We start from the raw sequence: 14,022 nt of genomic DNA, 5'->3' as shown, positions 1-14,022 counted from the left end.
AAGACGGTGTTTTAAAAAAAGAGACTATGAAAAGAACTGTTTGGTGTTTGGGTTTTTTAGCGTTGATCTTTTGTGTTGGGCAGAATGGATTCAGTTTGTCAAGATGGCCAAATATCATTTCAACAATAAAATCATCGAAGGCGACGGTCGTTTCTTCCAATGGCCAACACAATAGTTCTGTGTCGGTAAAGCGCAAGTGGTCGAGAAACACCTGTAAGACATTGGTGTCCAATTCCTCGAAATCTCCTATTCGTATAAAGGAAGTGATCTTATTCGAAGCAATTAATCTTTTTCCCCCAGACACGCCCATCAGTGGGGAAGGCTTTCAGATGCTTTCGCAAACAGGAGGAACGCTTAACGCACCCGTTGCGCTAGGCTCTTTCGAAGATTCGAAACATTATGGCATGGTTGAGCCCAAAGGCTACCGCGTCGTTTACAATTTACTTTACTTGAATGGCCGTGAAGATCGTAAATATTTGTTGGGGTTCACCTCCGCAAATAGGTTCGTGGGTAAATTTTACCTTTCCGCCGATACGGTTAGAGTTGTGATGGATTTGGAGAACATTGAATTGGCTGCAGGTGAAACGATCGATCTTGAAGGTTTTTTTATGGAGGATGGCAAGGATCGTGAGTTGTTGCTTTCGAATTTTGCAGAGCAGGTTGAAAGGGCGCATCCCCGTCGACCGTCAGCGAGTCCCACCGGGTGGTGTTCATGGTATTGTTTTGGATCGCAAGTTACAGCCCAAAATGTTTACGATAATCTTTCGGCGATTAAGGCTGAAGTGCCAAGCTTGAAGTATATTCAGATTGATGACGGTTACCAATTGAATATGGGCGATTGGCTCTCCGTTGGTAGATCGTTTTCGGGTGGCGTGACAGATGTTTTGGGTCGAATTAAAGAGGCCGGATTTGAGCCGGCAATTTGGGTGGCACCATTTATTTGTGATTCGACATCTTCGATTTTTAGAGAACACAAAGATTGGTTGGTGAAAGATGAAAACGGACACCCGTTGAGAAGTGACAAAGTTGGTTTTGGCGGCTGGCGACGTGGTCCATGGTATGTGCTCGATGGTACCAATCCACATGTTCAGCGTCATTTTGAAACGATTTTTTCGACGATGCGTGAGAAATGGGGCTGCACGTATTTTAAATTGGATGCGAATTACTGGGGTGCTATTCACGACGGCAAGTATTACCGTGCAAATGCCACGCGCACAGAAGCCTATCGGGAAGGTATGAAGGCGATCGTAAAAGGAGCAGGACCAGATGCATTCATCCTGGGATGCAACCACCCCCTGTGGCCATCGCTGGGCTTAATCCATGGATCAAGATCTTCAATGGATGTTTCAAGAAATTGGACGAATATTAAGAAGACGGGAAAAGAAAATCTGCTACGGGGCTGGCAAAACGGTCGGCTTTGGTGGAACGATCCAGATTGCCTACTGCTGACGGGCGACTTGCCAGATAATATGTTTGCATTTCATGCGTCGCTTTTGTACGCGACGGGAGGTATGCTATTAAGTGGAGATGACGTGGCTAGTATTCCGAAGAATCGACTGATAATGCTGCAGAAAATGGCCGCTGATGGTAACACCACTACAGCCAAGTTTGTCTCTGAAGAGTTTGAAATCGGATGGGTCAACTCGAAGGGATCGAAAAAGTTGGTGGTGCTAAATTGGGGAGATATCCCCAAGTCATTCAAAATTCCAATAGATAATCCAGTTGTTGTACGAGATTTCTTCTCTGAAAAGCTGGTCGGTCATTTCGATCGGGAGATTGTATTGGAGAACTTCGGTGGTCAACTTGGCTGCGTCTACGTTGTTGAGGAAGAATAGATCAGCCTATTGCTCTGCTCAGCCCTGCCTTTCTCGTTAAGTAGCAATCTTTTGATCATAATCAGAGTATGTTGGTTTTTAGAATGAATGACCATCAAACGAATCTTAAACTCATTGCGATTAGCTTTATATCCCTAATGTTTTCATTAGGAGTCCAAATAGGTTATGCGCAGAAAAAACCAAACGTTTTGTGTCTTGTATTGGAAGATACTTCGCCCGATTTTATAGGCTGCTATGGAAATCTGTATTCGAGAACACCGACCATTGACTCTTTAGCTCAAATTGGAACAAGGTTTACTAATGCGTTTTCAACCGGAACGGTTTGTGCTCTAGATTCAAGAGTACATTTTGGATTGTGTAAACGTGATCCTTAAGAAGGGGACGGAAGTAAGCGCGGTATCGGTAGCAGGAGTGAAGGCCTGGAGACATTATCGATTAAAAACCAGAAGTTACATGGTTATATTCGGGACCTAATGAATAGGAAAATTCGCCGGAAAGCAGACCGGCATTCTTAAGGGTAAGATCAAGGTGAAAGTATCAGACATTAGACTCCTGCCAGGAGACATGCTTGCCATTCATGAGTTGATTTCTTGTGTCCAGATGGTCAGCAACCAAAGGCGTTGCGATTTCTCAGCTCCACCCCTGAGGGATGCACCATTTTTAAGCTTTCTCCTGTGGAATCAACAAACATCTTATCTCCAGCCTTATACATCATCGTGTGCATGCAGGGTTGCTCACGCCACTCCCAGGGATTGTAGGGAGGATAGAAAGGGGATTATTTAAATCCTTCCAGAATTGAAATGATAATCCTCCCAGAGGCGCAGTAGTGCTACCGCTCGATTTAATCGCTTCTCTTGGCCTTTCAAAGAATTATGAAAAGCTGACATCGTACTATTTATTGAAGGCTCTGGCGCCTTTTAAGATGAGCCCATCGGGATGACGGAATCTCCACGTTAACGCGGCCGAACCGATTTGTATTTTGTCTCTCTTTAGAATCCTCTCTTCTTATTCTTCTAGTAGATTTCTAGTATGATATCTTGGCTGACTCGACAAACTAAATTGTTGGGAAATTATCAGCTATGCAAGACGATAAGGTGGTTAACCAAAAAATAACAGCGACGATCCACAAGGATCAATTGCTTACCGTAGGGCATTTAGATGCGTTTAGAGATACTCTGTTGAACGATATCCGTGAACTACTGCAAGCAGAACGATTTGGACATCGGGAGAAACTTTTTTTGAGATCTTCGGAGGTGCGAAAAATGCTAAACATTTCGCCGGGTACCCTGCAAAATCTCAGGATAAACGGAAGTCTCGACTATAAGAAAATTGGGGGAATAATATTCTATAGATATGAGGATATAGAAAGGCTATTGAATGGAAGTAAAACTAAATAGCGAAGGCATGGACCAACTTGCTCAGGTATTTGGATTTATTAACCGTGTCGTTTCGGATGACCGTTTAAAACCTGTTCATATTTCGCTTTGCATTGCCTTGTGTCACCTATGGATGGCGAATGAACTTCAGGATCGATACCGGGTTTCCCGAAAAATTCTTATGCGCGACTCCCATATCCGGTCAATAGCGACTTACCATAGAGCGCTTAAAGACCTTCGGAATTTTGGCTATGTTCAATACTATCCGTCCAATCATCCTATTAAAGGGAGTGAGGTAAGCATGATAACTGACAAAAGAAAATGAACAGCAGTACTTGGGGAATCCGGGGTGGTTGACCACTTCATTTCCCGTAGCTTTGCTCAAAACATTCCGCGTCGTCGTGTAAAGATTCCGACCCATTGACCACTTTGTTTCAGTAGGGCGTGCCCAGCTAAAGTTACGTTGCGTATTAGTTTCATTTCTTAACCATCTTTCAGGAATGACTCCACCCTCTTCACTATCTCACTAAAAAAAATCGTGCAACTCGAATGTTTCTAGATTTACCTCCGTCTTTCCTTCTTCAAGCTTGCCCAGTGAAAGGAAGGTGTTGTGAATTTGGGAAGCCTATGGAGTAACGGGCAGCTTATTTTTTCTCTTTCCCTACGCCTCTTAGGCCACACCGGGATGTGACGCGGCTAGGCCGGGGAACGCTTTATGGCTGGCAAGGACGTTGCCATGACAGAAATCATCTTTCTGTTTTCTTTTCATCATCGGATCTGGAATATGCCGGGCATATTTTTATTCTATGGAATCCCGGAAGCGGATACAATAGCTGGGATATGATTACAGAGAGGGAAAAAAATGCAAAAAAGGACTTATGGACTTGCCCCACCTGCGGGCGCAAGTTCCAGCGGCGTGGTCAGTCGCATTCGTGCAGGCTATTCCAGCTGCAACACCATTTTGACAATAAGCCCGATGGGAAAGCGCTGTATCAAAAATTAAGACATACCCTCAAAAATACGTTGGGCACTTACAAGGTGGAATCCTTGGCGTGTTGTATCCATTTTGTCAACACCTTCGCATTTGCAGCGGTTAAGGTTTTCAAAGATAAAATCCGCGTCGAGTTTACCCTGAACCGGAAGATCAGGCACAACCGCATAACGCAAATTGTATCGCTGTCGGCGCATCGTTACCTCTACAGCGTGGACGTTGTGACCGCAGCGGATATTGACGCAGAATTAATAGCGTGGATAAAAGAGGCCTGGCAAGAACGTTTAGACATTTGACATATGACGACCAATGAGACAATAGCGACCATCTATCAACGGAGGGCCGTTCGAAATCACAAGGTCAAACCGGTTGAGAAAGACTTGATTGAACAAATCATAGATGCTGGAAGAATGGCGCCATCGGCCATGAACCGTCAATTATGGAAATTCTATGTGTTGACTGACTGGGAACTGATCGGCTCCCTGTCGCCACGCATTGTGAAAGTGGCCAATTTTGAGTTGGGCGCAGAACGATTAAACACACAGCGGTGCCACAACAAGTAAGCAAAGCAGTAGCCAAAAATTTGCCAACTGGACTATTTCACGCGATGTGTATGTTGTGACCTATCATGCGAATTACTGTTATCTCATGTCCGGATTATTGGTCCTGCGCAATGGTATTAAGATCAATATCGCGACGAAACGATGACGCTATGCAAGACCTGATGACGATACTTTACGGGCGACGAGCGGTGCGGAAATATGACGACCGAGCTGTGGAGACCCAGGTGATTGAAGGGGTCATTGATGCAGGCCGGATGGCACCCTCGGCCATGAATACTCAACCATGGAAGTTTTACGTGGTAACCGAAGGTGATTTGATCAATGCAATGGAAGTTCAAATTCATTTAGTGGCAAATGATATTTACATGATCCCGGAAATGCTACAATTCTTCAGGGCGAGAATGCCATTTTTCATGGTGCACCTGTAGTGATTTTCATCGCAGCGTCAAGGGAGAATGAGTGGGCCATGCTTGATGTTGGCATGTATGCACAAAACATTATTATCAGCAAGCGCCGCGGGCCTTGACACCTGCCCGGTTGGGCTAGGAAAGTTCATTGAAAGAACTAGCCTTTATTCGCTGCTAGGCGTTGCCGACACAGACCGTGTGGTGATTGGTGTAACATTGGGCTATATAGCCACGTGGAGCCCGTCGCGCCAGAACGGAAAAGGCAAAATGTGTTTTATGTTCGGTCCGGTGTAAGGTAAATGTTCAGCGTTAAGGGGGGTATAAAGTGTTTTGTCGTTGTTTTTTTGTTTAACGTGATGTGTCTAATTATAGGTATTTTGATTATTTTCGTTAAACAAAAAAAGGCCTATTTTGGAACAAAAACCCATTGCTCTTGAAAGCGAGGCTGGTTTCCGCGTCCTGTTTGAATATGCTACCATCAGCATTCTGGTTATCAGCGAAGCTGGGGATATAGAACTTGCTAATACCTGCGCAGAGACGCTTTTTGGATATCAGCCTTCCGAGTTGCTTGGTCAGCCTATAGAAGTCTTGATCCCGGAGGACCTAAGGTCGCGCCATGTCCACCATCGCACGCACTATTTTGACAAGCCGAAGGCACGTCCGATGGGCGTTGGCATGGAATTATTTGCCAGGAAAAAAAGCGGCGAGGTATTTCCGGTGGCCATTAGCCTTGGGCATTACGAACTGGATACGGAGAAACTCGCTGTTGCTTTTGTGACGGACATCACGGATCAGGTGAAAGCGAAGAAGTTGGTCGCGGAGCGAGAGGCTTGGTTTCGCAATATGGCCGACAATTCTCCGGTTATGATCTGGGTCTCTGACGCCGGAAAAAATTGTACCTATTTTAATAACACCTGGCTTTCCTTCACCGGACGAACTATTGGGGACGAAATGGGTAGCGGCTGGGCAGCGGGTGTTCACCCGGACGATTTGGAAAAATGTCTCTTTGCCTTTAGCGCAGCTTTCGATGCCCGGCTATCCTTTGTGCGAGAATACAGACTTCGCCGTGCAGATGGCCAATATCGTTGGATCCAGGACACTGGCAAACCCACCTATTCTGACGCTGTGTTTACGGGATACATTGGAACCAGTAACGACATTCATGATCAACGTGCAATGAAAGACGAGCTTGAGCAGCTCGTACGAACCCGCACAAATGAGCTCTACCAGGCCCTTGACCGGGAAAAAGAGATGAACGAGATGAAGTCACGATTCGTGTCAATGGCGTCGCATGAATTCCGTACGCCGTTGAGTATAGTGTTATCAAGCGCGTCGCTAATTGAACAGTATGTTTCTTCCGGTGGCGATGAACGCGTTGGGCGTCATCTTAGACGAATTCAGTCTTCGGTTAACAACCTTACCAATATTCTCAATGATTTTCTTTCAATTGACAAACTTGAACAAGGCAACGTGGAAGTTGAATACGAAACTTTCGGAATGGAAGGGTTTTTAAAAGAGGTTGTTGAGGATGTTGGAGCGGTTCGAAAGCGTGAACAGCAGGTGAAGATAGAGCATCTTGGTGAACGCGAAATCACACTCGACCAGAAGAAGCTTCGGTACATACTTTTGAATCTGGTGTCGAATTCTTTAAAGTATTCACCCGAAGGTGGCCAGGTGTTTGTGAAGTCGATGGCTCTGGAGAAGCGGGTGATCGTTTCGGTGCGCGACTGTGGGATCGGTATTCCGGAGGAGGAGCAAAAATTTATGTTTAATAAATTTTTTCGTGCGAAAAACACGGGAAACATTCAAGGCACAGGCCTCGGGTTGACCATTGTTAAGCGTTATGTTGATTTGATGGGAGGGAGTGTTTCCTTTACCAGCAAGCCCGGAGAAGGAACCACCTTTATGATTGATGTCCCAACCGTTGGAATGTTATGAAGACGGTTTTGATCATCGAGGATAACCTGGAAATACGCGAGAACACTACGGAGGTTCTGGAGCTTGAAGGGTTTGAGGTACACGCCGCAGATAATGGCCAAGTCGGCATGGCTCTGGCGATTGGGCTAAAACCCGATATTATCTTATGTGACATCATGATGCCGGAAGTGGATGGTTATGAGGTGTTAAGGCGGCTGAAAGAAGATCCGGTCACGAATAAAATTCCGTTTATTTGTGTGACCGCTAGCGGCGAAAAGATGGAGATTCAAAGGGCGATGGAATTGGGGGCGAGCGGGTTTGTGAGAAAGCCCTTTGACGTGAAGGAACTAATTCGGGTCATGCGCAAGTGTCTGTTGTAGCCAAGAGGCAATTTCAATTTTGAGGAAGATGGCCCGGGCATGCGGGGCACCCGTTGAGTTTGGGTGCATGGAAAGCGAAAATGTATGTCACTCACGGTTCATAGACCTTAAAACGGTTGGTTCGCCAGGTGATTTTTTTTTGCATTTCGTCTGTCCGGTTTAGCAGGTGTATGATCGCTTCAATGCATTCCAGATTAATGTCAAGATCGAAATGAAAGTGGATTATTTTCTCAAGGCGAATTTAACTCCGATAGCGGTAGAAAGATATCGTTTTCCGTTTGCTCGGTAATTATGCTGCTGTTGAAAATGATTGGATGAAGGATAGTGCTATGGTGGGGTGGAGGGAGAATACGCGTGCAGGAAACTTGTCCTTTGGTTAGTTGTGATAGTTCGGTGAACAAAGCCTTTTGTTTCTCGCTTCAGGTGAGTGGGCAGCTTTACGTCGAACGTTACATACAAATCACCAGTTTGTTTTTCCTGTTTGTAAAGCGGAACTCCCTTTCCTTAGACGGACCCCGGTGCCCGGGTGAGTTTCGGGATTGACTGTTATTTTCACTTTGCCGCCCAGCGTGTCTAGTGCCGAGCTGATGGGCCAATTGGTTTTAGACTGCACATCGGTGAATTGCAATTGCTTTTTCAGGTCAGCGTGGTTGAGCTTGGCAATGCGTTAGGATGTTGCTGCGTTCAGATAGTTGATTTCACGTTGTTCCAGGTCCACGCGACTGCCCACCCCTTGATCCCACAGATTGCGTTGGCGTGCCATGAGAAAGAATCGTGAGCCACCTTGGCGCTGGCCAACTCGATGCTTGCCCTCGCAGCGTCGAATTTGGTTTGATTGCCCTTGAGGTCTTCGTGTTCGGAAGCCAGTCGGTCATTCATGGTGTTGCGCGCTGACACGTCGTGGCGCATTTCCATCAGTACATCGCCTTGTTTAACGCGCTCACCTTCGCGCGACACGATGCTTTGAATGGCTCCGGCAACGGTGGTGTATACTTCGTATTGATTTTGGCTTTTACGGTGCCGGAGGCATAGACCGATTTGGTAATGTTACGAAGGGTGGGATTCACTTTTTCAATTCTTCTCGTACAGCAAACCGCTGGCACTGCAATCAATGCAAGCCACTGAAAAGATATTCGTTGGTGTATCATCGGGCAGCGTTAGGATGTTGACTGACTAAAATTAGGCTTCGACCGTGGCTCCGATGACGATGTCAGGGGTTGCCACAACATATATCAGTCGACTGGCGGGGGAAACTATGTTGTAAAAACAATGTCAACTGTCGTCCCACGTCCCAAGGCACTTTCGATTTCAAAATGAGCATTTATCTTGGTTAGCAAATCTTTAGAAAGCCGCAGTCCAAGACCGGCCCCCTTTTCATTTTGAGTCCCCTCCGTGGATTTAGATTGTCCGTCAAGTACGGCGCGGATCTGAGCGGGGGTCATGCCCGTGCCGCTGTCTTTAACGGCGATACAAGTGTTTTTGCCATTTCGAAAGGTTGAAACCGTTACGCCGCCAGCATTTGTAAATTTCACGGCATTGGACAGCACGTTTCGGAGCACTATGGATATGATGTCGGGATCGGTAGTCACGTTTTCGACACCCAGACTTAGCTTTAGGGTAATGCCTTTATCCTGAAATGACTTCTCATATTGCCCTGCGATCTTGCCAATGACCTCAGAAAGATTTGCAGCAACGATAGTTGGGTTAATGTTATCGAAGTTCGTGCGCGTCCATTGTAAGGTTGTGTCGAGAACTTCCACGAGATTGAAGGTGCTTGTGCTAACACTCTTCATGCATTGATGGTATTCATCGGGCGTGAGCACGCCGCTAACCGATAGTTCGATCAACGATTGGAGATTGGTGAGTGGAGAGCGAAGGTCATGGCTGAGAATGGAAAGGACGCGGTTCTTGTTCTCATTCATTTGGGCAAGTTCGTTCTCTCTAGTGACTTCTTTGTTTATATTGGTGAAGGCGACCATGTTGAGAGACTCTCCTATATAGGAAGCTACTTCATACCACTGTTCACCTTTCGTTCGCGTGCAGATGCAGGCGTTCATGACGGCCTTTGCATGCTGTTGCCCCGCACGAGAAAGTTCAGTCCACTCGGCAATTACCTTATTTCGATAGCCTTCGTCGGGATAAGCTTTCAGAAACCAATCCCTGAGGGTTGGGATGTCATGACACGAATAGCCTATTTCTTCTATGAATGCTGTGTTTACAAATAGATTTTGTCTTTCATGATCACGCCAGTCGGAAATCAGGAATGGAATCGGGAGCAGGTTAAATAGTTTTTGCAGGGCGACTTCGCTGAAACCAAGAATTGTACTTATACGTTGCATAGGGCATTTATATTTAGGTCTGGGATGTAAACGCTTTACTTTTTGTTTTGTCATGTGGGGCCATACAGTCTCTTAGCTCCTGTTTCAGGATCAGTCGTATTGCGGTTGTTGTGAGGTGTGGCCGGGCATCTCAGAAACCTGCGACTGATTTTTAAGGTCGTGCGATGGCTTTGTTGGACAAGTATCTTCCATAATATTCGTTGGTGTTCAGTTTTTGCGGTGATCCCATAAAGGTTTATTGATATATTTTCGATGTTGAGTTTGAGGGTACGCAATATCTCGTCGGTTTCTACGGGAGGCGCGAATGAAGAATGCTGTCACACATTGCCCATTTCGGTCTGCAACTTCACCGGGATGTCGGCCGGCATCTTTTGTGTTATGCGTTCAATTCCTGCCTGGGCGTCGGCGTCCATTTGTGAAATGAGACCGCTACGATAACTGATGGGTGTGGTTCCATAGTAGGGTTTGGTCAATGCCGGAAGATAGATCACATGCAATACTATGATCTCTCCTTTTGATTTTGCGGCACGTTCTGAAGCCACCAGCGATGCATTGTGCGCCGGCTGAGAGAAATCGCAGGGGACAAGTATCCTTTTATGTTTTTTTCGAAAAGTAGATATCTCGGCGAAAGCATCGTGTGACAGATGGTTGAACTTTTGATGATTTTTGTCAGCTAATCGTCTTATGTCCGGGAGGAAAAGCTTGTATGAGGCATGGCAACTGAATGGCATGCCCGATGATGAGAAACATTGATCAATTTATACTACTTCAATTGTCCAGCGCCTGATTAGTATATTGAAAGTGCTGACTTTTAGTGCCAAGGAATATCAGGACATGATGTGCGCGTTGACGAATAGAATTTGCTTGCGGTTAGGCCGTTGTTTTGTGTGTAAGTGTGAACAGAAGAGGCAATGGGTGTACATCATTATATAGGTGATGTTTTTCAAGATCGTCCCTGTTAGATACCGGGTGATAGCTAGAAAGTCAATGTCTTCACACTTCATACCTGTTCAGACTCTCTTTTTGTTTTAGACAGTGTTAGCCCAACAGAAGTCCATGCGGCATTTTCAATGAATGCGGTTTGTATCGATGCTAGAAGTTCCGAGCATGCTTACGACTTCCTTTCCCGCTTTAGAAAAAGGGCTCCAACGTCAGAAAGGAAGATGACTATATATGTGTTTGATTCTTACCTCTTCTCCAGCTTATTGTTTGTGATAAATTTAATTTCAATGCGAACGTTTGGTTCTGAAGTAATTCTTGCCACTCCGTTTAAATCCATGGTAAGGCCTTCAATAAGTTGAAGTCCTAGTCCTTTTTTTTCTTTACCCAGTAGCGTGCTTGAAGAAAATCCAATGCCATTGTCAGCAATATAAAGTTTGATCGTCTTTTCATGCTCTTTCAGATTTATTGAAATAACATTAGCGCTACGCGTGCCAATAAAGGCATATTTCATAGAGTTTGTTATTGCCTCATTTAAAATCAATCCCAGGGGGATGGCTTGAGAAACATCTAGTGAGACATCATCAACATCAATTTCAAATAGGATCCTTCTTTTTGTTTTAAAACTTTGGCCAAGATGCTCCACCAATTCAGTGATATAATTTCTCAGATAAATCGTTGTGATATTTTCAGACTGATACAGTTTTTGGTGAATGAGAGACATTGCATTAACACGATTCTGACTGTCCTGAATAGCGGACAATGCTTCGGTGTTTTTTAAATATGAAGCCTGAGACTCCAGCAAACTGACAATGGTATGAAGGTTATTTTTAACGCGATGGTGAACTTCCTTCAATAGCCAATCTTTTTCAGTGACCAAATCCCCAAGAATTTTGTTGCTTTCTTGCTTCGTCTTGTACATATAGGAAAGTAATCCTGCGATAATGAGCAACAGCACGGAGCTACCGATGGTCACATTTCGCATGAAATTGGATTGTTGAAGCCTGCTGTCCTGGAGCTCCCTTTGTTGTCTCAATAGTCGAATGTCTCCTTCTTTTTTAGAGGTCTCGTATTTTACTTCCATTTCCCGCACTACGTCCACCTGCTTTTTCTTGAAATAGGCGTCGTCAGATTCTTTATATTTTTTATAAAACTCCAGCGCTGACGGGTAGTTGCCGCCAGCCGAATCTATTTTATATAATAGTTTATTGGCATTGGAAAGATAGCGGTCGGAGAGAAAAATACCTCTCGGTTTAATGGCCTGTAGAACATACTGCTTTGCAAGTTTGTAGTCACCTTTTTTGTAGTATAACAAACCAAAAGAATAACTGGCAGTAACCAAATTTTCGTCATTAATAGGTACTTTCATCATTTGCACATAATTCGACTCGGCCTGCTCTAATTGACCACTGAGCAGATATGCATCTCCTAAGAGCCTATACATCGTAAATTTGTTGGCGTCATTCTCTGGAGGAAACATTTTAGTATACTTCTGAATTATCGGCAAGGCCTCCGTACCTCTATTCAGATTGCGAAAGTTAATGCGTAAGTTATCGAGTACATAGTACACAACATACACAGAAACTGCACTGGCTGAATATTTCATTGCCATCAAGTTATTTTCGAGCGACTTTTCATGTTCCTCCAGATTGTGATAAATGTTTCCTAAAACTTCGTGGGCCAGAAACAAATCAGCCGTATCGGTTTTGGCATCGGCTAATGATATGGTCGCGTGGGCACACGAAAGGCAAACGTCATAGAGCCCCTCCACATAGTATAGGAATAGCATTTCGCGACAAACAATTTCTGTTTTCATGACACCAGTCGCGGAGCTTCCATCAATGATTTTTTTTAGTTCGCTTGACTGTCTCATGTACAACGAGGCACTATCCTTGTTGCCTTTCTCGAAATGATACTTTCCAATCCGCGAGATAAGGCGTAATCTGAACAAACTGTCCGTCGCCGATTTCAGATACGACCGCGCCACGTTAATGTTCCCTCTTTCAGCGTAGTTGGCTGCAATATGGTAGGAAGCATCGTTGATGCCCGCTGTGTATTTGATTTCCTTGCTTATTTCAAGCGCTTTGTTTGCCAAAGGCAGAGCTTTATCCAAATACACGATGGCTTGATCTTCTTTGGAAAGATATTTTGCACTTTCTTCCAGTAAGCTCGCAACATGGGAGATTGTTAACTCACCTTCCGCCATACCTAGCTCTACAGGATGTGATATTGTGCCATGATTCTTTGTATTGCATGCATAAAATATTATTTGAGCCAAGACAATTATTAGTAACGAGCGCGTTTTCATAAACGGGAAAGGCTTTTTGGATTACTCGGGAATACAAGTAAATGGCCACTCATAGCAAGAGGCTTGTCTACCGAGGGAGTCGATATGGTCTTATTTCGCTGATTACGCTGGTGAATTCTTGCTAGGATCATAAGAGCGTCAAGAAAAGATATAGATTGACCACTAATGTAACTAGTGGGAATAAAGTTTCCATAGTTAAGGGGCATTTGGTTTTCAAAGGTACCAAATATCTGGCTACTAAAGGCGTTGCTCATGGCCCGTGTTGTGTGGGTTCCTCCTCTGGATCATCATGGATTGCAATCATCGCAATACTGTGGGTCGCCATAACCTTCGTTCATATTGAGTTTTCGTTGCTCGGTATAAAGGCACGTGGAGCATTCATATACATGGCGTCGGACAAGACGAGTGGGCGTGCCACACTGGAGACAGGGAAGGCAATTAATGCTGTTTACTATTTTGAAACCTGGCGTAGCGCAAACCGGACAGAGGCAAAAAATGGAAGCTAAAAGATTTTCAGTAGCCATGCCGATAATCTTCATGTGTGTTGGATTACGCATGGCGCGCATATCGGTCTCCATCGTTAAAGGCCGTTCATAGTCCGGCATTGCATCCAAAATCTTTCGTGAGCTGTCCACGTCCTGAATCTCCTTAATAATTTCGCCTTGCGAAGACTTTAGAATTAGCCCATGCTCCGGGACCCCAATTCTCAATGCGAAATTTTCCGCCGATCGCCAGTCATCAAAAATGACTAAATGAAAATTTGTATGCGGTGATATTTCAGAGTCGATAATTTCAAATCCGTGGAGCGTGTCGATCAGCATTGGAGATTCCGAGCCATTGACCACTTTGTTTAAGGAGGGCGTGACCCGCTAAAGTTGTCTGAGGACTTGGCCTTCGCCTAAGTTTCGAACCCCTTGATTGCTAGACTCGTTTCTGGTCAAATGGTGGCTTAATTGGCGGTCACGTG

Annotated in this window: 15 protein-coding genes and 1 pseudogene; 9 read left to right on the top strand and 7 right to left on the bottom strand. The window is 45.0% G+C overall.

Annotation, left to right across the window (positions count from 1 at the left end; all coding sequences use genetic code 11):
* Positions 1-26: 26 nt before the first annotated feature.
* The 9 genes and pseudogenes from JI741_RS31220 to JI741_RS31175 all read left to right on the top strand — a co-directional run bounded on the left by JI741_RS31220 (position 27) and on the right by JI741_RS31175 (position 7,469).
* Positions 27-1,835 (top strand): glycoside hydrolase family 36 protein, encoded by a 1,809-nt coding sequence (locus tag JI741_RS31220; protein WP_202016369.1) that lies wholly within the window; start codon positions 27-29, stop codon positions 1,833-1,835.
* 68 nt (positions 1,836-1,903) lie between these two features.
* Entirely contained in the window at positions 1,904-2,209 is a 306-nt protein-coding gene (locus JI741_RS31215; RefSeq protein WP_202016368.1) for a sulfatase-like hydrolase/transferase, read from the top strand.
* A gap of 705 nt (positions 2,210-2,914) precedes the next feature.
* Positions 2,915-3,232, top strand: coding sequence for a helix-turn-helix domain-containing protein (locus JI741_RS32925; protein ID WP_202016367.1), 318 nt, complete (start codon positions 2,915-2,917; stop codon positions 3,230-3,232).
* A gap of 666 nt (positions 3,233-3,898) precedes the next feature.
* Positions 3,899-4,498: a DUF5655 domain-containing protein gene (locus JI741_RS31205; protein ID WP_202016366.1), complete on the top strand. Its 600-nt coding sequence runs from the start codon at positions 3,899-3,901 to the stop codon at positions 4,496-4,498.
* 3 nt (positions 4,499-4,501) lie between these two features.
* Positions 4,502-4,765: a nitroreductase family protein gene (locus JI741_RS31200; RefSeq protein WP_202016365.1), complete on the top strand. Its 264-nt coding sequence runs from the start codon at positions 4,502-4,504 to the stop codon at positions 4,763-4,765.
* A gap of 149 nt (positions 4,766-4,914) precedes the next feature.
* Positions 4,915-5,193, top strand: coding sequence for a nitroreductase family protein (locus JI741_RS31195; protein WP_202016364.1), 279 nt, complete (start codon positions 4,915-4,917; stop codon positions 5,191-5,193).
* A pseudogene (locus JI741_RS33200) lies at positions 5,193-5,466 on the top strand (nitroreductase family protein). Before JI741_RS31195 ends, JI741_RS33200 begins: the two are co-directional and overlap by 1 nt.
* 117 nt (positions 5,467-5,583) lie before the next feature.
* Positions 5,584-7,110 carry a sensor histidine kinase gene (locus JI741_RS31180; RefSeq protein WP_202016353.1) on the top strand — a complete coding sequence of 509 codons (1,527 nt, stop codon included), beginning with the start codon at positions 5,584-5,586 and terminating at the stop codon, positions 7,108-7,110.
* Positions 7,107-7,469, top strand: a complete 363-nt coding sequence (locus JI741_RS31175; protein ID WP_202016351.1) for a response regulator — start codon at positions 7,107-7,109, stop codon at positions 7,467-7,469. Before JI741_RS31180 ends, JI741_RS31175 begins: the two co-directional genes overlap by 4 nt.
* A 91-nt stretch (positions 7,470-7,560) precedes the next feature.
* Here the strand turns inward: JI741_RS31175 and JI741_RS33195 are convergent, their stop codons facing one another.
* The 7 genes from JI741_RS33195 to JI741_RS31140 all read right to left on the bottom strand — a co-directional run bounded on the left by JI741_RS33195 (position 7,561) and on the right by JI741_RS31140 (position 13,876).
* A complete protein-coding gene (locus JI741_RS33195; protein ID WP_369411897.1) occupies positions 7,561-7,695 on the bottom strand; it encodes a chaperone modulator CbpM in 135 nt (44 codons plus the stop codon).
* 458 nt (positions 7,696-8,153) lie between these two features.
* The gene (locus JI741_RS31165; RefSeq protein WP_202016349.1) at positions 8,154-8,348 is read right to left on the bottom strand and encodes a hypothetical protein; all 195 of its coding nucleotides are present in this window, start codon (positions 8,346-8,348) and stop codon (positions 8,154-8,156) included.
* 35 nt (positions 8,349-8,383) lie between these two features.
* Positions 8,384-8,536 (bottom strand): hypothetical protein, encoded by a 153-nt coding sequence (locus JI741_RS31160; RefSeq protein ID WP_202016348.1) that lies wholly within the window; start codon positions 8,534-8,536, stop codon positions 8,384-8,386.
* A gap of 186 nt (positions 8,537-8,722) precedes the next feature.
* Positions 8,723-9,808: a sensor histidine kinase gene (locus JI741_RS31155; RefSeq protein WP_202016347.1), complete on the bottom strand. Its 1,086-nt coding sequence runs from the start codon at positions 9,806-9,808 to the stop codon at positions 8,723-8,725.
* A 317-nt stretch (positions 9,809-10,125) separates the two neighbouring features.
* The gene (locus JI741_RS31150; RefSeq protein ID WP_202016346.1) at positions 10,126-10,539 is read right to left on the bottom strand and encodes a universal stress protein; all 414 of its coding nucleotides are present in this window, start codon (positions 10,537-10,539) and stop codon (positions 10,126-10,128) included.
* A 455-nt stretch (positions 10,540-10,994) separates the two neighbouring features.
* Positions 10,995-13,055, bottom strand: coding sequence for a sensor histidine kinase (locus JI741_RS31145; protein ID WP_202016345.1), 2,061 nt, complete (start codon positions 13,053-13,055; stop codon positions 10,995-10,997).
* Between the two features lie 287 nt (positions 13,056-13,342).
* Positions 13,343-13,876 (bottom strand): DUF6671 family protein, encoded by a 534-nt coding sequence (locus JI741_RS31140; protein WP_202016344.1) that lies wholly within the window; start codon positions 13,874-13,876, stop codon positions 13,343-13,345.
* Between the last annotated feature and the right edge of the window lie 146 nt (positions 13,877-14,022).

The sequence above is a fragment of the Chryseolinea lacunae genome (assembly GCF_016735595.1).
GTDB classification, from domain to species: Bacteria; Bacteroidota; Bacteroidia; order Cytophagales; family Cyclobacteriaceae; genus Chryseolinea; species Chryseolinea lacunae.
The sequence above is the reverse complement of the archived record's forward strand: the minus strand, read 5'-3'. Positions and strand labels throughout refer to the sequence as shown.